This is a genomic window from Cupriavidus cauae (genome assembly GCF_026210475.1).
Taxonomy (GTDB): Bacteria; Pseudomonadota; Gammaproteobacteria; order Burkholderiales; family Burkholderiaceae; genus Cupriavidus; species Cupriavidus cauae.
Genome location: NZ_CP080293.1, coordinates 1,150,944 through 1,177,904 on the forward strand (window position 1 = coordinate 1,150,944; position 26,961 = coordinate 1,177,904).

Here is a 26,961-nt window from a genome sequence, read left to right on the forward strand (position 1 = left end):
CGACGGGGCACGCGCCGATGTCATGCAAACGGGTCGTTGGACAACAACGCCATAACAATGCACCTGCCAAGGTGAAGGAGACAGTGATGAGCAACCTGATTCGCAATGCCCAGCGCGTCGCGCTGGCAGTCGGCGCGGCCGCCGCGCTGCTGGTGCCGGCGCTGCCGGCGCAGGCCCAGAGCGGCGAGCAGTTCATCGCGCTGCCCAGCTACCGGGTCGGGCCGTATGGCGCCAACGGGCAGTCCTGGTACGGCGGCTTTATCGACTATCTGAACTACGTCAATCTGAAGGAAGGCGGGGTCAACGGCGTCAAGCTGACCTGGGAAGAGTGCGAGACCGAGTACAACAACGCCAAGGGCGTCGAGTGCTACGAGCGCCTGAAGGGCAAGAACCCGACCACCAGGGGCACCGCCTACCATTCGATGTCGACCGGCATCTCGTACGCGCTGGTCGACAAGACGGCGGCCGACAAGGTGCCGCTGGTGATGATGGGCTATGGCCGCACCGACGCGGTGGACGGCTCGGTGTTCCCCTACGCCTTCCCGCTCGTGACCACCTACCAGATGCAGGTGTCGGCGATCGTCAAGTACCTGGCCGGCAAGAGCGGCGGTTCGCTGGCCGGCAAGAAGATCGTCTACCTGTACCACGACTCGGCCTACGGCAAGGAGCCCATCGTCGCGCTGCAGGCCGAGGCCAAGCTGAACAAGTTCGACCTGATCGAGATCCCGGTCGCGCATCCCGGCAACGAGCAGGGCGCGCAGTGGCTGCGGATCCGGCAGGAGCGTCCCGACTACGTGATCTTCTGGGGCTGGGGCGTGATGAACCAGACCGCGCTGAAGGCCGCGCAGAAGGTCGGCTATCCGCGCGACAAGATGATCGGCTCGTGGTGGGCCGGCTCCGAGGAGGACACCGTGCCCGCGGGCGATGCCGCCAAGGGCTACATGAGCGCGACCTGGAACGTCGCGGGCAAGGGCGTGCCGCTGATCGCCGATATCGAGAAGGTGGTCTACGGCGGCGGCAAGGGCAATATGCAGGACCGCAACAAGATCGGCTCGGTGCTGTACAACCGCGGCGTGTCGGCGGCGGTGGTCACGGTCGAGGCGATCCGCGTGGCGCAGAACAAGTTCGGCAAGGGCAAGCCGATGAGCGGCGAGCAGATGCGCTGGGCCTTCGAGAACCTGAACCTGACCAATGCGCGGCTGCAGCAGCTGGGCGCCACCGGCCTGCTGCCGGAGATCAAGACCAGCTGCGAAAACCACGAGGGCTCGGGCAAGGTCAAGATCCAGCAATGGGACGGCGCCAAGTGGACCGTGGTGTCGGACTGGATCGAAGGCAACAAGAGCCTGATCCACCCGCTGTTCAAGGCCAACGCGGCGCAGTACGCGAAGGAGAAGGGCATCACGCCGGCCTGCGCGAAGTCGTGATGCGCATATTGATGCTTGCGTAAGGCGTTCTCCCTCTCCCCAACCTCTCCCCCGCTTTCCCCCGGACGGGAGATGGAGAACACCACCGCGCCCCGCTATCCCTACCGAGGTCCACCATGACCCTGCTGTCCATCAACAACATCGAAGTGATCTACGACCACGTGATCCTGGTGCTCAAGGGCGTGTCGCTCGACGTGCCCGAGGGCGGCATCGTGGCGCTGCTGGGGGCCAACGGAGCGGGCAAGACCACCACGCTGAAGGCGATCTCGAACCTGCTGCGCGCCGAGCGCGGCGACGTGACCAAGGGTTCGATCGAATACCGCGGCGCGCGCGTCGACCAGCTGACGCCGAACGATCTGGTCAAGCGCGGCGTGATCCAGGTGATGGAGGGCCGCCACTGCTTCGCCCACCTGACCATCGAGGAAAACCTGCTGACCGGCGCCTATACGCGCGGGCTCTCGCGCGGCGAGACGCGCGACGAGCTCGACAAGATCTACACCTACTTCCCGCGCCTGAAGACCCGGCGCAAGTCGCAGGCCGGCTATACCTCCGGCGGCGAGCAGCAGATGTGCGCGATCGGCCGGGCCATGATGGCCAAGCCCAGCATGGTGCTGCTCGACGAACCGTCGATGGGACTGGCGCCGCAGATTGTCGAGGAGATCTTCGAGATCGTGCGCGACCTGAACCAGCGCGAGCGCGTCAGCTTCCTGCTGGCCGAGCAGAACACGATGGTCGCGCTGCGCTATGCCGACTACGGCTACATCCTCGAGAACGGCCGCGTGGTGATGGATGGTGCCGCCGAGGCGCTCCGTACCAACGAGGACGTCAAGGAGTTCTACCTCGGCGTGGCGGCCAACGATGCCGACGGCGGCGGCCGCAAGTCGTTCCGCGACGTCAAGAGCTACCGCCGGCGCAAACGCTGGCTCGCCTGAGCGGCGCACGGACCAGCGCGTGGACCGGCCGGCCCGCGCGGCGATCGGCGCCGACATCATGCCTTGGCCCGCCGCGGCCGTAACCCGTATCGCCCGGCACCCCATCCTCACCGACATCCGTACCATGTCCGAATACTTCGACGCTCTCGAGACGCGCGACCCCGCCGCGCGCGAACAGGCCCTGCTGGCCGCGCTGTCGCGCCAGGTCGCGCATGCCAGGACGCACGCGCCTTACTTTGCCGAGGCGCTGCGCGATGTCGATCCGCAGGCGCTGACCTCGCGCGAGGCGCTGGCCGCGTTGCCGGTCACGCGCAAGGCGCAGCTGAGCGCGCTGCAGCAGGCCAATGCCCCGCTCGGCGGGCTGAACGCGACGCCGCTGGGCGCGCTGCGCCATATCTTCCAGTCGCCCGGACCGCTGCACGAGCCCGACGGCCACGGGCCGGACTGGTGGCGCACCGCACGCGCGATGTACGCGGCGGGCTTTCGCCGCGGCGAGCTGGTCTACAACACCTTCTCCTACCACTTCACGCCGGCCGGCATGATGATGGAAACCGGCGCGCACCGGCTGGGCTGCTGCGTGTTTCCGGCCGGCGTCGGCCAGACCGAATCGCAGGTGCAGGCGCTGTCGATGCTGCGGCCGGCCGCCTACGCCGGCACGCCGTCCTTCCTGAAGATCCTGCTCGAACGCGGTGCCGAACTCGGCCAGCCGTGCAGCCTGGCCAAGGCGCTGGTGTCGGGCGAGGCCATGCCGCCTTCGCTGCGCGCCTGGTTCGTCGAGCGCGGCATCAAGGTGCACCAGATGTACGGCACCGCCGATGTCGGCCTGATCGCCTATGAGAGCGAGGGTGCCGACGGCTGGGTGGTCGACGAGGGCGTGCTGGTCGAGATCGTCGAACCGGGCGGCACGCGCCCGATGCCGGAGGGCGAGGTCGGCGAGGTGGTGGTCACGGTGCTGGGCAACGAGGACTATCCGCTGATCCGCTTCGGCACCGGCGACCTGTCCGCCGTCGTGCCGGGCTCGTCGTCAACGCCCAGCCCCTGCGGGCGCACCAATATCCGGCTGCGCGGCTGGCTCGGCCGCGCCGACCAGACCACCAAGGTCAAGGGGATGTTCGTCCATCCGGGCCAGATCGGCGAGGTGATGCGCCGCCATCCCGAGCTGCGCGCGGCGCGCCTGGTCGTGACCGGCGCGCCGGGCGCCGACGTGATGACGCTGCATTGCGACGCCACGCGGCAGGACGCGGGGCTGGCCGATGCGATCGCGGTGTCGATGCGCGACGTGATGCGGCTCAAGGGCGAGGTCCGGTTCGTGCCGGCCGGTTCGTTGCCGCAGGACGGCAAGGTCATCGAGGACGCGCGCAGCTACGACTGAGCGCGTTCACGAGCGCGTTCACAGGGCGCGTTCACAGGGCGCGTTCACAGGGCGCGTTCGCAGGGCGCGTTCGCAGGGCGCGTTCACAGGGCGCGTTCGCAGGGCGCGTTCGCAGGGCGCGTTCACAGGGCGCGTTCACAGGGCGCGTTCGCAGGGCGTTCGCGACAGCGCGCGTTCAGCCCTGCCGCGGCGGCTCCGGCTCGGACGGCGGCGCGGTGCTTGCCGGTCCGTGGCCGCCGCGCGGCCGCGTCGGCAGGTACAGCAGATAGGCGGTGGCCACGGCGCCCAGCACCAGCAGCGCGATCGACAGCGCGGGCCGGGCGCGCAGCACCCAGGCGGTGGTCGGCAGCGAGATCCACATCGTCGCGATCGCCACGATCTTGGCGCGCAGCGGGATGCTGCGATGGCGCTGCCAGTCGTGCACGATCGGGCCGAGCCGGGGATGGCGCATCAGCCAGTCATGGAAGCGTTCGGAGCCGCGCGCGAAGCAGGCCGCCGCGAGCAGCACGAAGGGCGTGGCCGGCAGCACCGGCAGGAAGACGCCGAGCACCGCCAGCACCATGCAGACGATGCCGAGCGTGGCCCAGGCCGCGCGCACCAGGCGTTCGCGGCGGCTGCGCCGGACCTCGGCAATGACGACAGGGGGCTTATCCAGCGGGGAATCTCCAGCGGTCTGCAGCGGCGACCGCGGCGGCTATGGCAGCGGCTACGGCGGCTGCTGCGGCTGCGGTCAGTTGACGGCGCACAGGCGCGCCTTGGCCGCATCGTACTCGGCCTTCATGCGCGCGACAATCTCGCCGGCCGACTGGATCGCGTCGATCTGCCCGACGCCCTGGCCCGCGCCCCAGATGTCCTTCCACGCCTTGGCCTTGGAGCTGCCGCTGGAGAAATCCATCTTGCTCTTGTCGGCCTGCGGCAGGTTCTCCGGATCGAGCCCCGAATTGAGGATGCTCTCGCGGATGTAGTTGCCGTGCACGCCGGTGAACAGGTTGGTGTAGACGATGTCGGCGGCCGCCGCATCGGTGATCGAGCGCTTGTAGGCTTCGCTGGCATGCGCTTCCTGGGAGGCGATGAAGCGCGTGCCGACATAGGCGAAATCCGCGCCCATCGCCTGCGCCGCCAGCACGGCGTCACCGGTGGCGATCGAGCCCGACAGCGCGATCGGGCCATCGAAGATGCGGCGCACCTCGCCGACCAGCGCGAACGGCGACAGCGTGCCGGCATGGCCGCCGGCGCCCGCGGCGACCAGGATCAGGCCGTCGACGCCGGCCTCGAGGGCCTTCTCGGCATGGCGCAGGTTGATCACATCGTGCAGCACGATGCCGCCGTAGCTGTGCACCGCGTCGATCATCTCCTTGACCGGCGCGCGCAGCGAGGTGATGAAGATCGGCACCTTGTGCTCGACGCAGACGCGCACGTCCTGCTCCAGCCGCGCGTTCGACGCGTGCACGATCTGGTTGACCGCGATCGGGCCAATCGTGGCATCGGGATTGGCGGCGCGGAAGGCCGCCAGCTCCTGCTGCATCTGCGTCAGCCATTCGTCGAGCAGTTCGGCGGGGCGCGCGTTCAGCGCCGGAAACGAACCGACGATGCCGGCCTTGCATTGCGCCAGCACCAGTTCCGGATAGCTGACGATGAACATCGGCGACGCGATCACGGGCAGCGTCAGCTTCTGCAGGGCGGCGGGGATATGTTTGGCGGCGGGCATGGTGTCTCCTTGACCCACGGCAAGCGTGGCGCTGCGTGGCATCGATGTTCTGAACGATCGTTCGATTATAGGGACTTCCCTTGTTGGGGCGTTATCGCGGCATTAGAAGCGCGGGTCTAGCCGAAGTGCAATTCCGATCCAGCCCCACCAATCTAGCGCGAATCCGGCCCTGCCCCGCGGTCGGCGCCCTTGCGGAACACGCGAGGCAAAAAAAAGCCCCGCGTCCGGGGCGGGGCAATTACCACGAAGACTGATACATCGACGGCGGGCACCTGCCAATGCCGAAGCCGTCAACGGCATGGTAGAGGGGCAATATGACGATCCGGGGACGAGGCGGTGACGTCTCGATGAAGCGGCCGGCGGCGCGCGCAACGCGGCGCGCTCCTATGCGCTGGTACGCGGTCCCATGCGTTCCTGCACGGCTCCTGCGCGGCGCATGCGTGCCCATGCGTGCCCATGCGCGCCCATTGCGTCCGTCGGTGCTTACACACGCTGCAGCAGCAGCCCCTTCAGATATTCGCCCTCGGGGAAGGCCGCCAGCATCGGATGGTCGGTGCCGGCCGACAGCCGCCGCAGGATGCGCGCATCGACGCGGGCGTCGGTGGCCGCGCCGGCCACGATCTTGTGGAACAGCTCCATGCCGATCGCGCCCGAGCACGAGTAGGTGAACAGCAGCCCGCCCGGGCGCAGCAGCTGCATGCCGACCAGGTTGATTTCCTTGTAGGCGCGCGCGGCGCGGTCGATATGCTGGGCCGACGGCGCGAACTTCGGCGGGTCCAGCACGATCAGGTCGAACTGCCGGCCCTCGGCGCGGAACTGGCGCAGCGACTTGAACACGTCCGCGTCGAGCCAGGTCGCACGTCCCGCATCGAAGCCGTTCAGCGCGACATTGCCCTCGGCAATCTTCAGCGCCTCGCCCGACGAGTCGATCGACACCACCGAGGCCGCGCCGCCGCGCAGCGCCGCCAGCGAAAAGCCGCCGGTATAGCAGAAGCAGTTCAGCACCTCGCGCCCTTCGGCGAGATCGCCGACCAGCTTGCGGTTGTCGCGCTGGTCGACATAGAAGCCGGTCTTGTGGCCGTTGCGCACGTCGACGTAGTAGCGCACGCCGTGTTCGGTGACCGACAGCTCGGGGTCGGGCTCGGCGCCGGCCAGCACGCCGGTCACCAGCGCCAGCCCCTCGCGCTCGCGCACCGCGGCGTCGGAGCGCTCGTAGACGTTGGGGCAGCCGGTCTCCCGGATCAGCGCCTGCACGATCGCGTCCTTCCACTGCTCGACGCCGGCGGCGTTGAACTGGCAGACCAGCTGCGCGTGCTCGGCGCCGCGGCCGGCGCCGTAGTAATCGACCACCAGCCCGGGCAGCCGGTCGGCCTCGCCGAACACCAGCCGCACCGCGTCGCTGTCGCTGACCCATTGGCGGCGATGCGCCACCGCGGTGGCGACGCGGCGCTTGATCAGCGCATGGTCGACCGGCTCGTTCTCGTCGAAGGTCCACACGCGCGCGCGGATCTGCGAGTGCGGGCTGTAGGCCGCCTTGGCGAGGAAGCGGCCGTCGGCGGCGCGCACCGTGATGGTGGCGCCGGGCTCGGCACGGCCCTCGACGCGGTCGATGCCGGTCGCATAGATCCAGGGATGGCGGCGCAGCAGGGACTTTTCCTTGCCGGGCTTCAGGGTCAGGGTATTCATGATTCAGGGAAGGGAGGCCGCGCAGCGGCGGCCTTCTGGTTCACCGCGCGGTTCGCTTTCCTCTCCGGCCTGCGGGACAGGGCCTGGAGGGAACGGTAAAGCGGCACGGTAAGAGCGGCGCGGTGGAAAAGGACAGGCACCGCCGGCCGAAGCGGGCGCCATCGTCGCGTTACAGCACCACCTTGACCATCGGATGCGCGGTCAGCGCGCGATACAGGTCGTCCAGCTGCTCGCGGCTGGTGACCCAGACCGTCACGGTCAGGCCCAGGTAGTTGCCGTTGCGCGAGGGGCGCATCTCCATCTTGCCGGCATGAAAGCCGGGGTCGAATTCCTGCACCAGCGTGACGATGGCCTCGGCAAAGCCGTCCTGCATCGCGCCCATCACCTTGATGGGGAAATCGCTCGGGTATTCGATCAGCGAAGGCTGGTCGCGCCCGTTGTCGGTGTTGTCGGCGCTCATGGCGGCGGCCTCCTTGTTGCGTGTTACTTGCGCTTGAACCACAGGCGGATGGTGTCCCAGATGCGGCCGAAGAAGCCGGCTTCCTGCACCTCCTCCAGCGCGACCACCGGGAACTCGGCCACCTTGGTGGTGCCGTCCATCAGCTTGACGGTGCCGACCTGCTGGCCGGCCGTGATCGGCGCCACCAGCAGCTCCTGGCGCTCCAGCACCGGCTTCAGACGGCCCGCGGTGCCCTTGGGCACGGTCACGTAGGTCTCGTCGCGGACGCCGATCTTGATGGTGTCGTTGCTGCCCTTGTAGATGTCCGGCGTGGCCAGCACCTGGCCCTTGTCGTAGAGGCGCAGCGTGTCGAAGAACTGGAAGCCGTAGTTCAGCACCTTCAGGCTTTCCTGCGTGCGGACCTGTTCGCTGGTGGTGCCGATCACGATCGAGATCAGGCGGCGCGAGCCGTTCGGCACGTTGGCCAGCGGGCGCTTGGCCGAGGAGATCAGGCAGTAGCCCGCCGACCGGGTGTGGCCGGTCTTGACGCCGTCCACGGTCGAATCGATGTACAGCAGGCGGTTGCGGTTGGGCTGCTTGATCTTGTTATAGGTGAACTCCTTTTGCGAGTACATGCCGTAGTACTCGGGGAAGTCCTGGATCAGGCGCGTGGTCAGGATCGCCAGGTCCGCCGCGGTGGTGTAGTGGTTCGGGTCGGGAATGCCGTCGGTATTCGTGAAGTGCGTGCTCTTCATGCCCATGCGCTGGGCCTCGCGGTTCATCATCGCGACGAAGCCTTCCTCCGAGCCGCCGACCGCCTCGGCCAGCGCCAGCGCGGCATCGTTGCCCGACTGCACGATCAGGCCCATCAGCAGGTCCTGCACCGTGACCGGCTTGTTCGGCTCGATGAACATGCGCGACTCGTCGCTCTTGACCTTCAGCACCAGATTGGTCGGCACCACGGCCTGGTCCAGCGTCAGGCGCTTTTCCTTCAGCGCCTGGAAGGCCAGGTAGGCGGTCATGATCTTGGTCAGCGAAGCCGGCTCGATGCGGGCATCGGCATTCTGCGAGCCGAGCGCCTGGCCGCTGGTGACGTCGTAGAGCATCCACGCCTTGGCCGCCACCTGCGGCATCGGCACGGCCTGCGCGCGCACCGTCAGCGGTGCGCTGGCGAGCGCGAGCACGGCGGCGCTGGCCAGCAGGGTGTGGGCGATGCGGTGGGAGAACAGCGGCGAAGCTTGATTGGACATGTTTTCAGGTTCCGACAAGAGAGAAAGGGCAGCGTCGCGCCGCCACGCGGGCGTGGCGGCAGGGCAAGGAACGGCGGCCACGGATTGCCATGGCCGCCCGCTCAATGCCCGGGCTCAGCGCTGCCACGCATTGACGACGAGCTGCTTGATCAGATGCAGCTTGCGATGGAAGAAATGGTCGGCGCCGGGAATCACCGTGACCGGCAGTTCCTGCGGCCGCGCCCAGTCGAGCACGCTGGCGAGCGGCACGGTCTCGTCCTGCTCGCCGTGAATCACGATGGTATCGGCCGGCACCGGCGCGACCTGCCAGCGCGAGGCCGCGGTGCCGACCATCGCCAGCCGCTCGGCGGGCGTGCCGGCCTCGGCCAGGCGCCGCGCCACATGGCTGACGACGAAGCTGCCGAACGAGAAGCCGGCCAGCGCCAGCGGCAGCGTTGCCGCGTCGGCGGACCAGTCGCGCTGCTGGCGCATCCAGTCGATCACCGCCAGCAGATCGTCCTGCTCGCCCTGGCCGTTGTCATGCTCGCCGGCGGTGCCGCCGACCCCGCGGAAGTTCGGCCGCACGGTGGCGTAGCCCAGCTGCACGAAGGCGCGCGCCAGCGTCTGCGCGACCTTGTTGTCCTTGGTGCCGCCGAACAGCGGATGCGGATGGCCGACCAGCGCGAGGCCGCGCACCGGGGCGGCCTGCGGCAGGTCGACCGAGACGTCGATCGCGCCGGCGGGACCGGCAACGGTGAGTACCTGGGTATGCGCGTTCATGGCAGGAAGGGCGGAAATCCGGGGTCGAAACGAAAGTGGGCGTGGGCGGCGGATGGATGCGGATGCGCCTGCGCGCGCGGCGCTCAGCGATCCACCATCAGGCGTTCGACCGGCTTGCCGTGGATCAGATGGCTGTCGATGATCTCGTCGATGTCCTGCTCGTCGACGAATGTGTACCAAACGGCCTCCGGGTAGACCACCAGTACCGGACCGAGTTCACAGCGGTTCAGGCAGCCCGCCTTGTTGATCCGCACCCGTCCCTCGCCGCCGGCGATGCCCAGCTCCTTGCAACGCTTCTTGGCGTATTCCTGCATCGCCTTCGCGTTGTGGTTGGCGCAGCAGTTTTCGCCCGGCTCGCGCTGATTCAGGCAGAAGAAGACGTGGTGCTGGTAGTAGCTGCTCATGCGTGGGAGGGCGCGGCGCGCTCGGCTGGGCCGCGCGCGCGGCTTGGCGCCGGTCGGAACGGTGGGAAGCTCGGAATTATACGGCGAGCCGGGGGCCGTTTCGACCGCACGGCGGCGTCTGCAGCGCCACGCCGCGGTGGGTGTTAGCTATGGCGCACAGGAGGCGCTGGTTTGAGGCCCTCGTCGCGAGCGCAGCATAACGGGCACGGCGGCTACGGCCTACGGCCCCTATGGTTGCTGCGGACGCCATGGCGGCTACGTCGCCTATGGCAACTACGGCCGGCGCGGCAACTACGGCTGCTACGGTCCTACGACCACTACGCCCGGCTCACCGCCACATATTGCGCATCCGCGCGGCCAGGTCGACCGCCGGCAGCGACGCGCGCTGCGGCGCCGCGTCGACCGGCGGAGGCGGCGGCCACGCGCGGCTGTGGAAATGCGGCATCACGCGATTGGGCAGGAAGCGCGTGCGCGACGCGTACACGTGGCGGTCGCCCATGCCGGGCTGCTGATGCACGTAGAAGCGCTGCGGCACGACGATGTCGAGATGGTCGCGTGCGCGGGTCATCGCGACATAGAGCAGCCGGCGCTCCTCCTCGATCTCCTCGGTGGTGCCGGTGGCCAGGTCGGACGGCAGGCAGCCGTCCACGGCGTTCAGCACGTAGACCGCCTTCCATTCCTGGCCCTTGGCCGAATGGATGGTCGACAGGATCAGGTAGTCCTCGTCGCGCAGCGGCACGCCCGATTCGTCGCTGGAGGCGTCCGGCGGATCCAGCGTCAGCTCCGTCAGGAAGCATTCGCGCGAGCCGTAGGTCGCGGCGATGCGCGCCAGCTGCTGCAGGTCGGCGGCGCGTGCGGCGGCATCGTCGTGCAGGCGTTCCAGATGCGGCTCGTACCAGCGCAGCACGCGCTCGAAGTCGACCGGCCATGCCGCCGCGGGCGCCATCGCCTCGCGCGCCAGCGCAACGAGTTCCGACCATGCCTCGGCCGCGGCCGGCGGCGCCTCGAACGATTCGAGCGCGAACAGCGGATCGCTGGCGAGCTGCAGGCCGTCGAGCACGCGCGCGGCGGTCTTGGGCCCGACGCCCGGCATCAGCTGCAGCGTGCGGAAGCCCGCCATGCGGTCGCGCGGATTCTCCAGCCAGCGCAGCGCCGCCAGCATGTCCTTGACGTGGGTCGACTCGAGGAATTTGAGCCCGCCGAACTTGACGAAGGGGATGTTGCGGCGGACCAGTTCCAGTTCGAGCTGCGCGCTGTGGTCGGCGGCGCGGAACAGCACCGCCTGCGCCATCAGCGCCAGCCCTTCCTCGCGCCGCGCGAGGATGCGCTCGACCACGAAGCGCGCCTGCTCGGTCTCGTCTCCCACCACCACCACGCCGGGCTTCTCGGCACTGGCGCGGTCGGACCACAGGTCCTTGGTGAAGCGCTCGGCCGCCAGCCCGATCACCGCGTTGGCGGCGGCCAGGATCGGCTGCGTCGAGCGATAGTTGCGCGACAGCGTGACCTGTCCCGCCGGCGGCGAGAAGCGGTGCGGGAAGTCGAGGATGTTGCGCACGGTGGCGCCACGGAACGCGTAGATCGACTGCGCGTCGTCGCCGACCACGGTCAGGCCGCGGCCGTCGGGCTTGAGCGACAGCAGGACCGCGGCCTGCAGCGCATTGGTGTCCTGGTATTCGTCGACCAGCACATGGTCGAAGCGCTCGCCCATGTCGCGCGCCAGCGCCGGCTCGGCCAGCGCCTGCGCCCAGTACAGCAGCAGGTCGTCGTAGTCGAGCACCTGCTGCTTCTGCTTGGCCTCGACATAGCCGGCAAACAGCGCCCGCAGCGCGTCCACCCACATCGCGTAGCGCGGAAACTGGCGCTGCAGCACCTCTTCGAGCGGCAACTGGGTGTTGACCACGCGCGAATAGATCGCCAGGCACGTTTCCTTGCGCGGGAAGCGCGCGTTCTGCGCCGACAGGCCGAGGTCGTGCCGCACCACGTTCATCAGGTCGGCCGAATCGCCGCGGTCGCTGATGGTGAAGGAGGGCGACAGCCCCAGCGTCTCCGCGTATTCGCGCAGCAGGCGCGCGCCGATCGCGTGGAAGGTGCCGGCCCATTGCAGCGCGGCGCGGCCGGGATTGGCCGACGAGGTGGTGCCGTTGCGGGCCGCGAAGGCCTGGTCGACGATGCGCTCGACGCGCCGGCCCATCTCGACCGCGGCGCGCCGCGAGAACGTCAGCAGCAGAATGCGGCGCGGATCGGCGCCGCCCAGCAGCAGATGCGCGACGCGGTGCGCCAGCGTATTGGTCTTGCCCGAGCCCGCGCCGGCGATGATCAGCAGCGGCCGGTCGGTGGCGTGCTCGACCGCTTCACGCTGCTCGGGGTTGAGCGCGGCGAGATAGTCGGCCGGAGCGGCCGGGTCGGCCGGAACGCTCGGAGCGATCGGATCGGACAGTGCTGCGGCGGGAGCGAGGGCGAGATCGGCGGACACAGGGGCGGGCGAGGGCGAAAACCGGAAATGTTCGCCGCAGACTGTATATCCATACAGATGTGTTGGGCAAGCGGGGGATGGTTGAAGGGACTTGAAGGGCGCTTTTGGTGGAGCTTGCGCCGGGAATGTCCTCTCCCCGATCCTCTTCCGCCCGCGGGAGAGGGCGAACCCAATCGCCGTTGGGACGCTGCGGGTTTGCGCCCCTCTCCCGCTTGCGGGAGAGGCTGGGCGAGAGGGCAGCCCCTCCCCCGTCAGCGCATCAGACCGCCTTGGCCAGCGCCTCGTCCAGCAACCGGTGCAGGCTGTCCCATTCCGGCTCGCCGACGTAGCGCTTCAGGATGCGGCCGTCCTTGTCCACCACGAAGGTGGTCGGCGTCAGCTGCACGTCGCCGAAGGCCTTGGCCGCCGAGCCGTCCGAATCGAGCGCGACCTTGAACGGCAGCTTGCGCGTCTCGGTGAAATTGGTCACGTACATCGGCGGGTCGTAGCTCATCGCCACCGCGACGAACTCCAGGCCCTTGTCCTTGAACTGCTGGTAGGTGCGCACCATGTCCGGCATCTCCTTGACGCAGGTGGTGCAGCTGGTGGCCCAGAAATTGACCATATAGACCTTGCCCTGCAGCTGCGCGGTGCTGACGCGCTCGCCGGACAGCAGCACGAAGGTCGCCTGCGGCGCATGCGGGGCCGGAGTCAGCGCCCGGTAGCCGAACCAGCCGAGCAGGACCAGCACCAGCAGGCCCACGATCAGCGGCCAGCGCTTGCGGGGGGAGGCGGGACGTTCCGGTTGGGAGGCGGACGAAGTCATGATGGGCCGACCGAAGGAGGGGAAAACGCCATTCTAGCGCCGAGGTGGCCGAGGGCGCCGATCCCGAGCTCCAGCCCGAACTCGAGCCTGCGCGCGCGCCCGAACCCGAACCCCAGCCCCAGCCCCAGCCGAGCCGAGCCGAGCCGAGCCGAGCCGAGCCGAGCCGAGCCCGAGGACGGGCACGGGCTCGGGCTCCGGGCTCGGGCTCGGGCGTGGCGTGGGTGGCGTGGCGTGGTGGCCCCTGGCGGGTCAGCGCCCGCGGGCCGCGGCCGCCATCGCGGCGCGGGCGGTGTCGAGCGACTGTTCCAGATAGGCGCCGTAGAAGTCCGGCTGCATGCCGCGCAGCGGCGGCGCGGCCGGTCGCCCCTTGCCGTCGAGAAACAGCACCGTCGGCGCGAAGCGGATGCCATGCTCGCGCGCCCAGGCGCGTGCGGTGGTGGCACGGCCGTCGGCATCGCGGATCGGCGTGGCGGCGCTCATGTCGAGCTCGCGCGCCGCGAGCTGCCCGGCGGCGGCCTGCGGGCCCAGGTAGTTGCGCCGTACCGCTTCGCAATAGCCGCAGTTCGGCAGCGTCACCAGCACCACCAGCGGTTCGCCGCGCAGGCTGGCCGAGCGCGTCTCCGCCGCCAGGTCGGCGACCGCCGGAAGGTGCGCGGGGCTGGCCGCCTGGACCGATGGCGCGGCAAGGGCGAGCGACAGGCCGGCGACGGGCAGGGCGACAAACGGGGCGACGAACAGCGCGGCCGATAGCGCGGCAGATCGCGCGACCGATCGGGCGGCCGTCAGGGCAGCCGACAGGGCAGCCGACAGCGCCAGGGCGGCGCCCCGGAGCCATGCCGAACCCATGCGGCGACCTGCGAAGTCCAAAACCATAATGAAATATCGAGATCAGAAAGACACTGCGTCAGTGCCTGATCCCCGATAATAGCGGCTTGGCCGCACCCCTGCCGGTGCGGCGCTTCGTTCCCTTTATCGGCCGTCTTCTTCCACCCGTCGTTCAGGCTTCCCGATGTCTCGCCTTTCGTTCCTCCGCCGGCCGGCCCGGTATTGCGCCGGCCTGGCGGTGGCCGCGCTGCTCGCCTGCTCGCCGCGCTACGACTGGCGGACCATCCAGTCCAACGAGGGCGGCTATGCCGCGCTCTATCCCGGCAAGCCGACCAGCGCCGCGCGCGATGTCGCGATCGCCGGCCGCAAGCTGCCGATGACGATGGAGGCGGCACGCGTCGACGAGACGCTGTTCGCGGTCGGCGTGGTCAGCCTGCCCAGCGACGACGCCGCGCTGCGCGCGGAGGCGCTGTCGGCGATGCAGTCCGGCCTGCTGGCCAATCTGGGCAACGCGCCGACCGAGCCGGTGCAGACGCGCGCGGTCACGGTGATGTCGTCGGCCCAGCCGCCGGTGGCGCTGCAGGGCATCGAGATCCGCGTGGCCGGCGTCTCGCCGCAGGACAAGGCGCCGCGCCGGCTGACCGCGCGGCTGGTCGCCAAAGGCACCAAGGTCTACCAGGCGGTCGTGCTCGAGGCCGGCGATGCCGCGCGCGACCACCGCCAGGCCGAGCAGGTCGAGCAGTTCCTGGCCGGCTTCCACCCGTTCTGATGCGTCCCCGTACCGGCTCGCGCAGCAACCGCATCGGACTGTCCATGCGGCCGTCCTCGCTGCTGCGGCGTAGCGAGGGCGCGCTGGTGTTCGCCTGCTTCGCCGCGGCCTATGTGCTGTCGTACGCGCTGCGCACCATCAACGCGGTGATCGCGCCCGAGCTGATCGCCGACATGCGGCTGTCGAACGCCGACCTGGGCCTGCTGTCGTCAGCCTATTTCCTCGCCTTCGCCGCGATGCAGCTGCCGGTCGGCCAGTGGCTGGACCGGCGCGGCGTGCGGCGCGTCGAAACCGTGCTGCTGCTGATCGCCGCGGCGGGCGCGCTGGTGTTCGCGCTGGCCGGTTCGGCGGCGACCTTGTGGCTGGGGCGGGCGCTGATCGGCGCCGGCGTCTCGGCCTGCCTGATGGCGTCCTACACCGCCTATCGCCGCTGGTTTCCGACCGCGCGGCAGAGCCAGCTGTCGGTCTGGATGCTGGTCGCCGGCAGCGGCGGCGCGCTGATGACGACGCTGCCGGTGCAGGCGGTGCTGCCGTGGCTGGGCTGGCGCGGCGTGTTCCTGGTGATGGCGGGCCTGCTGCTGGTGTCGGCGCTGGCGCTGTATCGGGGGCTGGCGCGGGTCGAGCGGCGCAGCGTGCGGCTGGCGCGCGGGGCGGAACGGGGGAGGACCGTCGCTGATCCTGCCGATATCGCAGCCGATATCGCTACTGCTAGCGCGACCGTTAGTGCAACTGGCAGCGGGGCAGGAAGCGCGACGGACGGCATGACGGACGGCGCGACGAACAGCGTGGGCAGCCCGACGAACGGCGTGGATCGCGCGACCGCCGCTGCGAAGGTCCCGGCGGCCACGATGGCCGGCGGTTATCGGGCGCTGCTGCGCCATCCGGCCTTCGTCCGCGTGCTGCCCTTCGGCCTGCTGAACCAGGCCGGCTTCATGGCCGTGCAGACGCTGTGGGTCGGCCCGTGGCTGGTCGACGTGCTCGGCTTCGGGCCGGACCGCACCGCGCAAATCCTGTTCCTGTTCAATATCGCGCTGCTGGCCGGCTATCTGCTGCTAGGCTGGCTGGCGCCGCGGCGCGCGCGCGATCCGGTCGAGTCGGCGCGGCTGGTGATGGTCGGCGCCGGGCTGACGCTGGTGCTGCAGGCGGCGATCGTCGCCTGGACCGCGCCGGCGGCGTGGCTGCTGTGGCCGCTGCTGGCGATGTGCGCGAGCACGCTGTCGCTGATCCTCAGCACGCTGAGCCTGTCGTTTCCGGCGGCGGTCGCCGGGCGCGCCAATACCACCTACAACCTGCTGGTGTTCGGCGGCAGCTTCCTGATCCAGTGGGGTCTGGGGGTGGCGATCGACCTGTTCCGCGACGCCGGGCTGCCGCAGGCCGACGCGTTCCGCGCGGCGCTTGGCGGACTGCTGGGGCTGCAGCTCGTCGGCTATCTCTGGTATGCGCTGGTGCCGCGGCTTTGGCGGCGGGTGGCGGGTTGAACGCCGCCGGCGTTTGGAACGATCCGGGGGGCTGAAAAGGACCGGGGGTTTGGATACGTCCGCGGAAACGTCCGGGGATCTGAAAAGGTCCGGGGTTTGGATACGTCCGCGGATTGGAAAGGTCCGGGGATTGGAAAAGTCCGCGGATTGGAGAAGTCCGGGGAATGGAAGGTCCCAGGGTCCGACAAGGTTCCGGGGTTGAAAAGGTTCGAGCTTAGGCAAAAACAAGAAGGAGCAAATCATGCGTTGGGAAATCTGGCTCGCCTATTTCGCGGCCTGCTGGGCGATCGCCGTCTCGCCGGGCTCGGGGGCCGTGCTGTCGATGAGCCACGGGCTGTCCTATGGGCTGCGCAAGACCACCACCACGATTCTCGGCCTGCAGACCGGGCTGCTGATCGTGCTGCTGGTCGCCGGCGGCGGACTCGGTGCTCTGCTGATTGCATCCGAGCATGCGTTCGCGGCGGTCAAGACGGTCGGCGCGCTGTACCTGATCTATCTGGGCGTGCAGCAGTGGCGGGCGCGGGTCGAGCAGGAGCCGGGCGATGCAAATGGCGAGGGCAAGTCCCAGGGCGGCATCCGCGTGGCCGCGATGAGTCCGCGCCGGCGTTTCGCCACCGGCCTGCTGACCAATGTCACCAATCCCAAGGGCATCGTCTTCATGGTGGCGGTGCTGCCGCAGTTCATCGATGCGGCGCGGCCCCTGGCGCCGCAGCTGGCGATCCTGGCCGTGACGATGTGCGCGGTCGACCTGATCGTGATGCACGGCTACGCGCTGCTGGCCTCGCGTATGCAGGGGCTGTTTCGCGACGCGCGCGCGATGCGCTGGCAGAACCGCGTGTTCGGCAGCGTGCTGATGGCGGTCGGCGCCGCGCTGTTCTTCGTGCGGCGACAGCCGGGCTGAGCGCGATCGGACCGGACCGGACAGGACCGCGCCGGCTGGCGATCCCCCGGCCGGTTTGCTTCAATGGTGGTTACCCGCCCCTTGGAGCCGACCGATGCCGCGCCGCGCCGACCACACCGTTCCGCCGATAGAAGATCCGCCGCCGCCCGGCGTGCCACCGGATCATCCGCCGATCGAGGAGGAGCCGGAACCGCCGGGCGAGCCGCCGGAAGCTGGCATCAGCCTCAATTGACGGCCAGGCCCCGCCACCGCGCCCGGTTTGCTCCCCTCGCGCACTGGTCGGAGAGGGGTGGGGGGAGAGGGCAGGGGCGATTGAACGGCCGGCACCGTCGGTGTGGCGAGCGCCGTTCCCCTCCTCCAACCCTTCCCGCCAGCGGGAGAATGGACCCGGAGCGATAAGCCGATCGGCCGATGCGTGCCGTGCATCGCTAAACCGGCCGCAACACCCGCCGATACTGCACCGCCTCGGCCGCATGCGCCGCGCCGATGGTGTCGGCGCCGCCCAGATCCGCGATGGTCCGCGCGACCTTCAGCACGCGAAAGTACGAGCGCGCCGACCAGCCCAGGCGCGCCATCGCCGCGCGCAACAGCCCCTGCGCCTGCTCGTCCAGCGGGCAATGCCGGTCGATCTCCTCCCCCGCCAGTTCTCCATTCGGTTTGCCCTGCCGCTCGAGCTGCCGCGCCCGGGCGGCCAGCACGCGCACGCGGATCGCCGCGCTGTCCTCGCCGGGCGGGCCGTCCAGCGTCTCCTGCTGGCTTTGCGCCGGCACCTCGATCTGCAGGTCGATGCGGTCCAGCAGCGGCCCGGACAATCGCGACTGGTAGCGCAGCACCTGGTCGGGCGTGCAGCGGCAGGCCCGGGCCGGATGTCCCAGGTAGCCGCACGGACAGGGGTTCATCGATCTCTTTTGTGACAAAAATTGGTTGAGGGAGTTAGGTCTAGGTTCCAATAATGGGCCCATACCAAGGGAAAGGGGCAGGCGTGTGGGCAAAGTGGATAGCAGGGCAGGTAGAAGGGATACAGGTCATAGGGACGACGCCCCAGCGGATGTCGTTGACCTCGAGGAGGGATACCTAACGATTGCCAATGCGGCCAAGGAGTCTGGCAGGACCGTCGTTGATTTCACCGGCTTCGCGGCATGGCTGACTGCAGAATCACGAGTAATCGCGTGGCGCGCTCTTCGGCGGTTTTCAGCCCGCTATTCGACTGCGACACAGACGTACGCCGTGCGCGCCGTACTCGAGTTGTGGCGAGAAGAAGTGAGCCGTCACGGCGCGCAAGCGCCAGGGCCAGGCCGGTGCCCAGACGACCTGGTACTGGAGCTGGCACGGCTACGGGAAGCTCTCTATCGTCAAGGCATAGGTGCCGGGAACATGGTGGCGACAGTAAGCTTCAAGTGGGGCTGCTTTCTGCAATTCTTGAAAGATGCCAGAGCCGTTGGCTTCCTACCAAAATTCAATCTGCACGCGAGCGCACTACGCCCCTTGCCACAGCGGTTTGTCCGATCCAGCAGAGAGGCGGCCGCGCAATATCCGGATCAGCATCACGGCCGGATTCCCCGCACCTTAAACTTCAAGAAAGATTCTTACAACGAAGAACTCTTGGAGCCAATCTCCATCAGTGCCGCGGACGATCAGTATCTTAAGGACTATGAGCATCGTCTCAGGCAGGCGATCCAAGTTTTCAAGCAGTGCGCTCTCCGCGAGTTCTCGGCGTTCGAGAGGGCCAGAAACGATGGGCATGCGTTGATCCGAGGCGGCGATTATGGCCGGCTGAAAACGCTCTTGGAGACAAGGACGGGACCGCAAAAATATGTGGATCCTATCTGCGGGAAGCATCTGTTCCGGCCAGAGGGAGGGCATCCAAATTCGCTAGAACACCTCCTACTGGTCGTTCATCACGAAATGGGCGGAATCCCGCGGCCGTACGCCCAGTATGTCCTCCGGGATGGGAAGCAGTCCGCGCGCACAGTGCCTGGGACTCCGCCGCATTGGCGGTTCGTTCAGCTGTCTGGCAAGAACACGCTGCTACCGCATTTAGGCCTGATGAGCAGCGGCATTGCCGCCGTGTGTTTTGTCTTGCTCCTTCTCGAGCATCCGAACATCAACGTAACCTCGCTCGCTCGAGCTACCGTATTTGACGATCAGGGCAGGATGAGTTTGTTACTTGATGCCACTGAGGACGATGGATCTGCAACAAGACTCGTTTTGCAAAAACCCCGCGCAGGTACAGAGCGTGCTGTGCTTCTTACTCCCCTGTCGAGACGCGTTATCAAGTGTGTTATCCAATGTACCGAAGTCCTTCGTAAGGAGCTTCGAAAAAATGGTAAAGCGCGCGCTGCCAATCGTCTGTGGCTCGGCGTCAATACCCTTACTTACGATGTAATTGATATTTCGGAAAAGACGCTCTCCACTGCGTTCAGAGGACAGCGAGGCGAAAGAGACTGGGGGAAGTCAAGCAACCAATCTCGCAGAACTCCCTTCGTAGAGCGGCATCCCGAACTGGAGCGATGGCGGGAGTGTGCCACTCTGAAGGCTCTAAGGGTGAGCGTTGGTGTCCTGGAATATCTTCAGTCCGGAGGTGACTTGGTCGCGGCTGCTCGTGCATTCGGCCATCGAAACATCAGAACCACGATCGCACACTACATTCCAGAGGCACTTCGTCTAGCAATTCACGAAAGACAGATCCGTCGCCACCAAAATATCCTCATCACTTCAGCAGTATCCGACAGTGATTCTTTACTGAAGATGACCGACTTTCGCACTCTGGAAGAATTGCATCTGTTCCTCAATTCTGGCATTCCTGATGCATATCGACAGAACGATGCAATGGCCGCGTTTGTATCGAGCCCGTCGGAAGCCGACGCAAGCATTCCGCCTCTTGTTCTTTGCAAAGATGTGCGCGCGCTTGCCGTCCTGGTGCTATATCGCGAGCATTTGCGCGGCATTCCGGAGGCGACGCTGGAGCAACCTGACGTGCTAACCAATATGACACCAAGATTCTGGTGTGAGTTCATGGACTCTCTGAAGGCGCCATTGCCAACGGTCTTTCAGGAGGTCAGATCGTTGATACAGAGCGCAGAGGTATTGGCCTCAGAACTAAGCGAACAGATTCGCTTTCCAAGGCTCCAATGACATCCCTCCCCCAGGATCTCGAAGACTTTTTCGCCGCTGCAGCGATTGCCGCAAATAGCGAACGGCGGCCTCACTGGTTGCACAGCGCTCTTGCGGATCCAGTGTGGAAAGTAGCAAGCAGCGCGCGAGCTCGCAAGGTAAATGGCGTATGGAGGAATCTGACGGAGTTGCGTTGGGATCTTAGACTGCCGACGGGAAGACTGTCTGACGCAACACATCGAATACTGTTGGAGGACGGCAAAGCGCTACTGCTTTCTGCCTTCACTGGACCAGAGTCGCTTCCGCCGAGTCGGCTTGCGGCCTTTCATCACCGCTTAATCAGCACGCTTGAATTCTTGGCGGTACAGCACTATGAGGCGGCAATCCGGTCTGGAGTACGGGCAATGAGCTGGGACGTTTGCAGGGAGTATGTCGTTCAGTTCAAGGAAGGAGGCGTCTCGGCTACCGCTGGGATGAACGCTCGCTGGGAGGCTTTCATGGTCAATCTAATGAAGGATGATCGTTTAGCGTGCGGTCGACCCTCGCAAGCGCAAGATTCCCTCAGGGCAGCAAAGGACGCCTTGGCCCGCATCGGCTTTTATGATCGCCACGGGCGTTTGATTGCCGCCAAGGTAGCGGAAGCCGTTTCCACCTCGCCACGGCGATACGCTCGATTGATCGCCTTTCGGACGTATCTTGAAAGATACCAACTCCGTGATGAAGCGAAGGGGTCGAGCCCCAAGTGGCGCGCCGTGGATCAAGAGTATTGGAATACCGACGGCGTAGTGGCGTGGGTCCTCCGATGTGGAATAGCGGCCCGCTCCACGCATTTGCAAGATTGGGAGCTGTGCGACGTCGCTGCCGTACGGGAACACCTGACGTTCTTGAAAGTAAGCAGTCGGACACGAACGAAAACCATCCCACCGAGTGTGGCAAAGCAGCTGGTAAGTGGATGCGTCGATTGGTTGATGTGTCATGGGGAAGCGCTGACGTGCTTTGTCGAACATCTTTTAGACCACATGTCGTCCGTGCCACCGTCCTCGAACTCCGCCGTTGCTCGGATGGAAGCGGCGTTCGCATCCATACCACTGCCAACGGGCTTGAAAGATTTGAACGTGGACGGTGTTTGGCGTACCGGACGGCTTGGGTGGCACGACCAGTACGCAAACGGTGACGCCCTTACTGTGTGCGACCTGCTCGATATTCACACTGCAGTTTGCTTCGCTGTGATAGCTCTTTTCACCTGCTCAAGAAAGAGCGAGGTGCTTGAGCTGGAGGATGATGACGTGTGGCAGCGCGCCGGCAGATGGCACGTAGAGGTTGCACTTCGCAAAACAGGCCGACAAGGGATGCGACGCCACGTGTCAAAGCCAGCTCCTCCGTTAGTAGGCGCGGCTGTGAATTCCCTCGTTCGCATCCGACGTGCTCTCCTGGCAGTAGCATCGATCGACGACACACTATTGGCACGTCGGCTGTTTTTTTCGGTGGTGCGAACGGAGCGGCTAATCGACACGCTGGTGCCAGCTTCGATATATAGCAAGCTCGCTCTCTTATCCGGTTGGTTGGATCTTCGAGACCGCAACGGAAAACGATGGCATATCCGTCCTCATCAGCTGAGGCGCCTTTTCGCCATGAGTTTTTTCCACTTTGGCGGACTGGAGAACTCTCTTCCAGCGCTTTCTTGGATGATGGGACATGAGGAGATGTACCGGACATGGACTTACATCCAAGAAGACCTCACGGGCTCTGAAATTTCTTCCGTGGAGGCGTCGCTGGCCGCCAATGCGGTTCGAAGCGACGATGACAGGATCGCCCTCGAGCAGCTTCGTAACTTGTTGCGAAGGCACTTTGGAGTAAGCGATTTGGCGGTCCTCGATGAGAGCGAACTACACGACTATCTCGAGCTCCTACAGTCGCAAGGCGTATATACGGCTCGGCCAGGTCAAATCAGAACCTCCGAAGGTGTTCGATATACGGTTTTCATCCACCTAAAACTCGAGGAGCTATGATGCCGCGGCTACGTGCAGGGCAAACAGCGGAAAGCGTCAGATCACTCGCGGAGAAAAATCGTTTCAGTGCGCTCGCTCGACTAGAGCAACTTGAATCGTTCCTCCAGGGGGACCATCGGAATGCCGAGCACTTCCGAAGTTTCGAGCGGCTGGCGGCTTGGCATGATCCCCAATTAGGTATCTACCGCATGACCCCAAAAACTCTACGTGGGCATATCAATCATTGCTTCGAGGGAGGGCAAGACCGACTTCTTTCTCTGCTACCAGGGGCGCGCAATCGAGCGAAGACCACCGGGCACGCACCGCATGGCAAGCAATCGGCATCTGATCGGGCCGGGGCAGTCATGGAAATGACGGGACGTTACCTCGATTTGCTGGAGCGATTGAAGCGTCTCGCGAGCACATCCGACACAGCGGCCCAAGAATTAAAGCATCACTTGAGACTGCACGGCGCCTCTAAGCCACAGCTGCATCTGGTGAAGTGATGTCAAAACTGTGGGAGTTGACCGATCCGACATTCCGTCTTCGGCAGCATGGTGGCAGCGGGCCATCAAGCTTCTTGTCCGCGGGCAAGATTGCAGCGGTGTATTGGCCCAGCGGCTTATCTTGCTGGCCGGTCAACGCCTACTTGATCGCTCTGCTGCGAGCGAACAGCGCGCCCTCGTCAGTGGCGACGTACGCTGCACAGCTGTCTCATCTGGTCAGATTTGTGGCAAAGTTAAATATTGAGTTCGAACAACTGACCGATGATCGCCTATTGGAGCTAGCGGGGTGGCTGCGTGAACGCCCCTCGTCAAAGACTAGTTCTCGGCAAGTCAATCGGATCATCCTGCGTGTAATCGACTTCCTTCTGTGGTTCCAACAGCGGTTGGTACTGGAACGTCCGATCATTGGGGAGGATGGCGATGGCGCGGCAATTACGATTGAATTCAAGTCCACGCGGGTCCGTGGGCGACTTGTCCAGCGTCGATCTCATCCCGCTGTTGGGCCACCGAACGTTGCAAGAGTCGTGCGTCCGATTTCGTCCAACAACATCGCAACCTTGATGGCCCAAGCTTCATCGATGCCAACGTCGTCGTTCGTGCGTGCCAGAGATCTTGCCATGTTGAAGCTGCTGATGGATAGTGGCATTCGCCGCCAGGAACTGGTTTGGGTTACTGTCGCGGCGCTGAGGGCCGCTCGTGAAAACGGCGGGAGGCTGGATATTCGATCTGCAAAGCGACGGGGCAATCCGACACGCCAAGTCGTGGTACCGCTGGACACAATTGCGGCGGTGAACAGGTTCATTGATATCCAGCGCGCTTTGCTCTTTGATCGCCGCCGGACGCTAAAGCGCGGATCTGACGATGCCGGCTGGGCGTTTTGTTCGGTATCCGGAGAACAGTTGGCTCCAGTCACAGTCACGCAGACGATAGGCCGCCTACGACGGAGCGCGGGTATCAAGGAGCGCGCCACAGCACACATGTTTCGCCATCGGTGGATAACACTGCAGGTGGCAAAGAGGCTAGATAGTGTTCGATCTGACGTTCCTCTCGGGCTCGATGCCCTAACGACGATTCTTAGTCGACTGGCCAGCATGACAGGCCATTCCAGCATCAACAGCCTATGGACGTACGTGGATTGGGCATTCGATGAAATCGAGCGGGCGAGTAGTGCAACTCAAACACCGGGTGGAGAGATCGTGGCGGCGCTCGAAGAGTTGGCCAGCGAGTTGAAGCGGCAAGGAGTGCAGGACGAGACGCTACGCGCCCTGAATAGGATCCGGATGAAGCTATCCCCTTGTATCTTTGAAGTGCGTGTCCGGCAGTGCCGTCACGCCCGGACCTGTCAGGGTTCGGGGTTGGCCGCAGCATGTAGCCCGTCATCCCTCGGTGCCCATGGAGCCCGTGCGTGAGTCTTGGGCGCATGCATGCGCCCGATCTCTGAAAGCCCGAACAGTTGCGTGAACGCCGTTCGCATTTGCAAGGAAGGGACGCAGGGATCATGGCCAATCAAATTGCAGTCGGTATCGACATCTCCAAGAAGACCATGGATGTAGCCATGGGGCACGAGCAGCCTACGGCCATATTCAGCAACGATGGTGCCGGGCATCAAGCGTTGATCGAAGAGCTGAAAAACCATCAGGTCTCGCTGATCGTGATGGAGGCGACCGGACAGTACCAACTGGCCTGCGCCTGCGCACTTCAAGCTGCGGGATTCGCTGTCGTCGTCATCAACCCTCGGCAGGCACGGGACTTCGCCAAGGCCATGGGGCGCCTAGTCAAGACCGACAGCGTGGATGCCCGCATGCTGGCTGAGCTGGCCCAGGTGCTGAATCTGCGGCCGGATCGAGACCGCTTCATCAAGCCGATGCCAGACCAGGCGCAGCAATACCTTCATGCACTGGTGCTTCGACGCCGGCAACTGGTGCGCCTTCTGGTCAGTGAGCGCCAGCGCAAGCACATGGCGCATGCCGAGGTGGTGCAGGACATTGTGGAACTGATGGATGTGCTGTCGAGACAGCTTGAAGCGCTGGATCGGAGGATTGCGGAACACTTGGCGTACCATCAGCCCGATCTGGCCGCCTTGCTCAAGAGCGTCAAAGGGGTTGGTCCGGCAACGGCTGCGACGCTGATGTCCGAGCTGCCAGAGCTTGGCCGGCTCAAGGCCAGGCAGATCTCTGCGCTGGTAGGCGTCGCTCCGATGAACCGGGACTCGGGCCAGGCCCGCGGCAAACGCTTCATCTGCGGCGGACGTGCCGCGGTCAGGAGCGCTTTGTACATGGCCGCCATCGTCGCCATGCGTCACAACGCCGTGATACGGCGTTGCTATGAGCGTCTGCTGGCGGCAGGCAAGCCGAAGAAGGTGGCCATCGTGGCCTGCATGCGCAAGCTGCTGATTATCCTGAATGCCATGGTCAAAAGCGGGCGGCCATGGAATGACCAGCTTGCACAGGCCTGAAATTGCTGGAGAGTGTCCCCATGTCCGGCCGGCCGCTGCGCCGGCGAATGGGCTTCAGATACCCATCGCCATGACCCAGCCCGCCAGCCCGGCCAGCAGCACCACGAGCGCTGGCGGCACGCGTCCCACCGTCAGCAGCCCGAACGAGAGCAGCGCCAGCCCAAAATCCGCCTTGCTGTGGATGGCACTCGTCCATAGCGGGTCATAGAGGGCGGACACCAGAATACCGACCACGCCGGCGTTGATGCCGGCCATGGCCGTCTGGATGCCCGCGCGGTGGCGCAGCCCTTCCCAGAACGGCAGTGCACCGACCAGCATGAAAAAAGCGGGGAGGAAGATCGTGCCCAGGAGTGCCAGCCCGCCGATCCAGCCATGCAGCGGTCCGTGGGCGACCGCGCCGAGGTAGGCCGAGAAAGTGAACAGCGGCCCCGGCACGGCCTGCGCCGCACCGTAGCCGGCCAGGAAGTCGGCATTGCTCACGACGCCGCTGGGCACCACCGAGGCCTGCAGCAGCGGCAGCACAACGTGTCCACCGCCGAAGACCAGTGCACCGGAGCGGTACACCCCTTCCAGCAGGGCTATCGTGGACGAGTCCGTGGCTGCCGCCCACAGGGGCAGCCCGACGAGCGGTGCGGCAAACAGCAGCAGCGCCACGATGCCCAGCTTGCGCGAGACGGGGTAGCTGTGGGCGTGGCCGCCGCCGGGTTGCGCGATCTTCAATGTCCACCAGCCCAGCAGCCCTGCCACCGCGATGGCGGCAAGCTGTCCCGCGGCCGAGGGCAGGACCATGGTCAGCAGCGCCGCCAGAATGGCCAGCGCGGCGCGCGGCCGGTCCGGGCACAACGACTTGGCCATCCCCAGACCGCTTGCGCCACGATGGCCACGGCGACGACCTTGAGCCCGTGCACCCAGCCGGACTGGGCCAGCCCCTGGTACTCGGCGATGCCAAAGGCGAACAGGATCAGCGCAATCGCCGATGGCAAGGTGAATCCGGCCCAGGCCGCCAGCAGCCCCAGCCAGCCCGCGCGGCCCAACCCCAGCGCCATACCGACCTGGCTGCTGGCCGGCCCGGCAGGAACTGGCACAGGGCGACCAGATCGGAGTAGCTGCGGTCATCCAGCCAGCGGCGACGCTCGACGAACTCCGAGCGGAAATAGCCCAGGTGCGCGATCGGCCCGCCGAAGGAGGTCAGCCCCAGCTTGAGAAAGGCGCCGAAGACTTCGACGGGTGAGCCGCGCGCGGCTGCGGACTCATGCTGCAAGGTGTTGGTTGAATCTGTCATTTGTGCATCGCCTCCCCGGTGAACTCCCGGATGCGTTCCTTGGCCAGTGCCAAGCCTTCCTTGCCCTTGGGCGTGATCGTGTAGAGCTTGCGCACGGTGCGCCCTTCACGCTCCTGGCGGGAGACGAGGTAGCCGTCGCGCTCCATCTTGTGCAACATCGGGTACAGCGTTCCGGGAGAGAGGCGGTAGCCGTGGTGGGCCAGCTCGTCGATCATCCATTGCCCGTAGATCTCCTGCTCGGCCGCGTGGTGCAGCACATGCAGGCGGATCAGTCCCGACAGCAAGTCGTGGTGCTCCATAGCGCGCGGTGTCGATTGTTCTTTCATATCGAATATCGATAACGAAATTCGATAATATCAGCTTCAGATCACCCGACTGCGCACGCAGAGGT

Annotated in this window: 23 protein-coding genes and 2 pseudogenes; 11 read left to right on the forward strand and 14 right to left on the reverse strand. The window is 66.0% G+C overall.

Annotation, left to right across the window (positions count from 1 at the left end):
* Positions 1 to 86 precede the first annotated feature (86 nt).
* From KZ686_RS05135 to KZ686_RS05145, 3 genes are all read left to right on the forward strand, one after another.
* Positions 87 to 1,424 (forward strand): ABC transporter substrate-binding protein, encoded by a 1,338-nt coding sequence (locus tag KZ686_RS05135; protein ID WP_149317170.1) that lies wholly within the window; start codon positions 87 to 89, stop codon positions 1,422 to 1,424.
* Between the two features lie 116 nt (positions 1,425 to 1,540).
* Positions 1,541 to 2,356, forward strand: a complete 816-nt coding sequence (locus KZ686_RS05140) for an ABC transporter ATP-binding protein (RefSeq protein ID WP_265633170.1) — start codon at positions 1,541 to 1,543, stop codon at positions 2,354 to 2,356.
* 124 nt (positions 2,357 to 2,480) lie between these two features.
* Entirely contained in the window at positions 2,481 to 3,728 is a 1,248-nt protein-coding gene (locus KZ686_RS05145; protein ID WP_265633171.1) for a phenylacetate--CoA ligase family protein, read from the forward strand.
* Between the two features lie 175 nt (positions 3,729 to 3,903).
* On the opposite strand, the gene KZ686_RS05150 is transcribed toward KZ686_RS05145, so the two are convergent.
* The 10 genes from KZ686_RS05150 to KZ686_RS05195 form a co-directional block, all read right to left on the reverse strand.
* Positions 3,904 to 4,326, reverse strand: a complete 423-nt coding sequence (locus tag KZ686_RS05150) for a YbaN family protein (protein WP_149317167.1) — start codon at positions 4,324 to 4,326, stop codon at positions 3,904 to 3,906.
* Positions 4,327 to 4,458: 132 nt separating this feature from the next.
* Positions 4,459 to 5,436 (reverse strand): NAD(P)H-dependent flavin oxidoreductase, encoded by a 978-nt coding sequence (locus tag KZ686_RS05155; protein ID WP_149317166.1) that lies wholly within the window; start codon positions 5,434 to 5,436, stop codon positions 4,459 to 4,461.
* Positions 5,437 to 5,919: 483 nt separating this feature from the next.
* Positions 5,920 to 7,122, reverse strand: a complete 1,203-nt coding sequence (locus tag KZ686_RS05160) for a class I SAM-dependent rRNA methyltransferase (RefSeq protein ID WP_265633172.1) — start codon at positions 7,120 to 7,122, stop codon at positions 5,920 to 5,922.
* A gap of 169 nt (positions 7,123 to 7,291) precedes the next feature.
* Positions 7,292 to 7,582 carry a DUF493 family protein gene (locus KZ686_RS05165; RefSeq protein ID WP_053820987.1) on the reverse strand — a complete coding sequence of 97 codons (291 nt, stop codon included), beginning with the start codon at positions 7,580 to 7,582 and terminating at the stop codon, positions 7,292 to 7,294.
* 23 nt (positions 7,583 to 7,605) lie between these two features.
* A complete protein-coding gene (locus KZ686_RS05170; protein WP_265633173.1) occupies positions 7,606 to 8,811 on the reverse strand; it encodes a D-alanyl-D-alanine carboxypeptidase family protein in 1,206 nt (401 codons plus the stop codon).
* A gap of 114 nt (positions 8,812 to 8,925) precedes the next feature.
* Positions 8,926 to 9,570, reverse strand: coding sequence for an alpha/beta hydrolase (locus tag KZ686_RS05175; RefSeq protein ID WP_149317163.1), 645 nt, complete (start codon positions 9,568 to 9,570; stop codon positions 8,926 to 8,928).
* 83 nt (positions 9,571 to 9,653) lie between these two features.
* On the reverse strand, positions 9,654 to 9,974 hold the full coding sequence (locus tag KZ686_RS05180; protein WP_006578238.1) for a (2Fe-2S) ferredoxin domain-containing protein: 321 nt from the start codon (positions 9,972 to 9,974) through the stop codon (positions 9,654 to 9,656).
* Between the two features lie 328 nt (positions 9,975 to 10,302).
* Entirely contained in the window at positions 10,303 to 12,447 is a 2,145-nt protein-coding gene (locus tag KZ686_RS05185; protein WP_407648511.1) for an ATP-dependent helicase, read from the reverse strand.
* Between the two features lie 259 nt (positions 12,448 to 12,706).
* The gene (locus tag KZ686_RS05190) at positions 12,707 to 13,252 is read right to left on the reverse strand and encodes a TlpA disulfide reductase family protein (protein ID WP_265633174.1); all 546 of its coding nucleotides are present in this window, start codon (positions 13,250 to 13,252) and stop codon (positions 12,707 to 12,709) included.
* 249 nt (positions 13,253 to 13,501) lie between these two features.
* Positions 13,502 to 14,098, reverse strand: a complete 597-nt coding sequence (locus tag KZ686_RS05195) for a thioredoxin fold domain-containing protein (RefSeq protein ID WP_322784907.1) — start codon at positions 14,096 to 14,098, stop codon at positions 13,502 to 13,504.
* A 163-nt stretch (positions 14,099 to 14,261) separates the two neighbouring features.
* Between KZ686_RS05195 and KZ686_RS05200 the strand changes: the two genes are divergently transcribed.
* From KZ686_RS05200 to KZ686_RS05215, 4 genes are all read left to right on the forward strand, one after another.
* Positions 14,262 to 14,846 carry a hypothetical protein gene (locus KZ686_RS05200; RefSeq protein WP_149317159.1) on the forward strand — a complete coding sequence of 195 codons (585 nt, stop codon included), beginning with the start codon at positions 14,262 to 14,264 and terminating at the stop codon, positions 14,844 to 14,846.
* Positions 14,846 to 16,324, forward strand: a complete 1,479-nt coding sequence (locus tag KZ686_RS05205) for an MFS transporter (protein ID WP_265633175.1) — start codon at positions 14,846 to 14,848, stop codon at positions 16,322 to 16,324. Before KZ686_RS05200 ends, KZ686_RS05205 begins: the two co-directional genes overlap by 1 nt.
* A 241-nt stretch (positions 16,325 to 16,565) precedes the next feature.
* A complete protein-coding gene (locus tag KZ686_RS05210; protein ID WP_149317157.1) occupies positions 16,566 to 17,225 on the forward strand; it encodes a LysE family transporter in 660 nt (219 codons plus the stop codon).
* A 94-nt stretch (positions 17,226 to 17,319) separates the two neighbouring features.
* The gene (locus tag KZ686_RS05215; RefSeq protein WP_265633176.1) at positions 17,320 to 17,457 is read left to right on the forward strand and encodes a hypothetical protein; all 138 of its coding nucleotides are present in this window, start codon (positions 17,320 to 17,322) and stop codon (positions 17,455 to 17,457) included.
* A gap of 196 nt (positions 17,458 to 17,653) precedes the next feature.
* On the opposite strand, the pseudogene KZ686_RS05220 reads toward KZ686_RS05215, so the two are convergent.
* Positions 17,654 to 18,127, reverse strand: a pseudogene (locus KZ686_RS05220) (magnesium chelatase subunit ChlI family protein); the annotation flags it as partial.
* Between the two features lie 472 nt (positions 18,128 to 18,599).
* Between KZ686_RS05220 and KZ686_RS05225 the strand changes: the two are divergent.
* The 4 genes from KZ686_RS05225 to KZ686_RS05240 all read left to right on the forward strand — a co-directional run bounded on the left by KZ686_RS05225 (position 18,600) and on the right by KZ686_RS05240 (position 25,288).
* The gene (locus KZ686_RS05225) at positions 18,600 to 20,360 is read left to right on the forward strand and encodes a hypothetical protein (RefSeq protein ID WP_265633177.1); all 1,761 of its coding nucleotides are present in this window, start codon (positions 18,600 to 18,602) and stop codon (positions 20,358 to 20,360) included.
* A gap of 383 nt (positions 20,361 to 20,743) precedes the next feature.
* Positions 20,744 to 22,348, forward strand: coding sequence for a site-specific integrase (locus KZ686_RS05230; protein ID WP_265633178.1), 1,605 nt, complete (start codon positions 20,744 to 20,746; stop codon positions 22,346 to 22,348).
* A gap of 484 nt (positions 22,349 to 22,832) precedes the next feature.
* On the forward strand, positions 22,833 to 24,242 hold the full coding sequence (locus KZ686_RS05235) for a tyrosine-type recombinase/integrase (protein ID WP_265633179.1): 1,410 nt from the start codon (positions 22,833 to 22,835) through the stop codon (positions 24,240 to 24,242).
* Positions 24,243 to 24,331: 89 nt separating this feature from the next.
* Positions 24,332 to 25,288 (forward strand): IS110 family transposase, encoded by a 957-nt coding sequence (locus tag KZ686_RS05240; RefSeq protein WP_027457584.1) that lies wholly within the window; start codon positions 24,332 to 24,334, stop codon positions 25,286 to 25,288.
* A gap of 54 nt (positions 25,289 to 25,342) precedes the next feature.
* On the opposite strand, the gene KZ686_RS05245 is transcribed toward KZ686_RS05240, so the two are convergent.
* The 3 genes and pseudogenes from KZ686_RS05245 to KZ686_RS05250 form a co-directional block, all read right to left on the reverse strand.
* Positions 25,343 to 26,143: a chromate transporter gene (locus KZ686_RS05245; RefSeq protein ID WP_407648512.1), complete on the reverse strand. Its 801-nt coding sequence runs from the start codon at positions 26,141 to 26,143 to the stop codon at positions 25,343 to 25,345.
* Positions 26,080 to 26,570: pseudogene (locus KZ686_RS25495) on the reverse strand (chromate transporter). Before KZ686_RS25495 ends, KZ686_RS05245 begins: the two are co-directional and overlap by 64 nt.
* A complete protein-coding gene (locus KZ686_RS05250) occupies positions 26,567 to 26,896 on the reverse strand; it encodes a PadR family transcriptional regulator (RefSeq protein WP_223277441.1) in 330 nt (109 codons plus the stop codon). The pseudogene KZ686_RS25495 and the gene KZ686_RS05250 overlap by 4 nt, the downstream one beginning before the upstream one ends.
* Positions 26,897 to 26,961 lie beyond the last annotated feature (65 nt).

What these genes read in the sequence shown, in the direction of transcription:
- KZ686_RS05165 (WP_053820987.1), bottom strand. Translation starts at nt 7,582, where the DNA reads ATGAGCGCCGACAACACCGACAACGGGCGCGACCAGCCTTCGCTGATC.
- KZ686_RS05200 (WP_149317159.1), top strand. Translation starts at nt 14,262, where the DNA reads ATGTCTCGCCTTTCGTTCCTCCGCCGGCCGGCCCGGTATTGCGCCGGC.
- KZ686_RS05155 (WP_149317166.1), bottom strand. Translation starts at nt 5,436, where the DNA reads ATGCCCGCCGCCAAACATATCCCCGCCGCCCTGCAGAAGCTGACGCTG.
- KZ686_RS05135 (WP_149317170.1), top strand. Translation starts at nt 87, where the DNA reads ATGAGCAACCTGATTCGCAATGCCCAGCGCGTCGCGCTGGCAGTCGGC.
- KZ686_RS05170 (WP_265633173.1), bottom strand. Translation starts at nt 8,811, where the DNA reads ATGTCCAATCAAGCTTCGCCGCTGTTCTCCCACCGCATCGCCCACACC.
- KZ686_RS05215 (WP_265633176.1), top strand. Translation starts at nt 17,320, where the DNA reads ATGCCGCGCCGCGCCGACCACACCGTTCCGCCGATAGAAGATCCGCCG.
- KZ686_RS05225 (WP_265633177.1), top strand. Translation starts at nt 18,600, where the DNA reads ATGGTGGCGACAGTAAGCTTCAAGTGGGGCTGCTTTCTGCAATTCTTG.
- KZ686_RS05210 (WP_149317157.1), top strand. Translation starts at nt 16,566, where the DNA reads ATGCGTTGGGAAATCTGGCTCGCCTATTTCGCGGCCTGCTGGGCGATC.
- KZ686_RS05175 (WP_149317163.1), bottom strand. Translation starts at nt 9,570, where the DNA reads ATGAACGCGCATACCCAGGTACTCACCGTTGCCGGTCCCGCCGGCGCG.
- KZ686_RS05190 (WP_265633174.1), bottom strand. Translation starts at nt 13,252, where the DNA reads ATGACTTCGTCCGCCTCCCAACCGGAACGTCCCGCCTCCCCCCGCAAG.
- KZ686_RS05180 (WP_006578238.1), bottom strand. Translation starts at nt 9,974, where the DNA reads ATGAGCAGCTACTACCAGCACCACGTCTTCTTCTGCCTGAATCAGCGC.
- KZ686_RS05140 (WP_265633170.1), top strand. Translation starts at nt 1,541, where the DNA reads ATGACCCTGCTGTCCATCAACAACATCGAAGTGATCTACGACCACGTG.
- KZ686_RS05240 (WP_027457584.1), top strand. Translation starts at nt 24,332, where the DNA reads ATGGCCAATCAAATTGCAGTCGGTATCGACATCTCCAAGAAGACCATG.
- KZ686_RS05145 (WP_265633171.1), top strand. Translation starts at nt 2,481, where the DNA reads ATGTCCGAATACTTCGACGCTCTCGAGACGCGCGACCCCGCCGCGCGC.
- KZ686_RS05250 (WP_223277441.1), bottom strand. Translation starts at nt 26,896, where the DNA reads ATGAAAGAACAATCGACACCGCGCGCTATGGAGCACCACGACTTGCTG.
- KZ686_RS05245 (WP_407648512.1), bottom strand. Translation starts at nt 26,143, where the DNA reads ATGGCCAAGTCGTTGTGCCCGGACCGGCCGCGCGCCGCGCTGGCCATT.
- KZ686_RS05230 (WP_265633178.1), top strand. Translation starts at nt 20,744, where the DNA reads ATGAGCTGGGACGTTTGCAGGGAGTATGTCGTTCAGTTCAAGGAAGGA.
- KZ686_RS05195 (WP_322784907.1), bottom strand. Translation starts at nt 14,098, where the DNA reads ATGGGTTCGGCATGGCTCCGGGGCGCCGCCCTGGCGCTGTCGGCTGCC.
- KZ686_RS05205 (WP_265633175.1), top strand. Translation starts at nt 14,846, where the DNA reads ATGCGTCCCCGTACCGGCTCGCGCAGCAACCGCATCGGACTGTCCATG.
- KZ686_RS05235 (WP_265633179.1), top strand. Translation starts at nt 22,833, where the DNA reads ATGTCAAAACTGTGGGAGTTGACCGATCCGACATTCCGTCTTCGGCAG.
- KZ686_RS05160 (WP_265633172.1), bottom strand. Translation starts at nt 7,122, where the DNA reads ATGAATACCCTGACCCTGAAGCCCGGCAAGGAAAAGTCCCTGCTGCGC.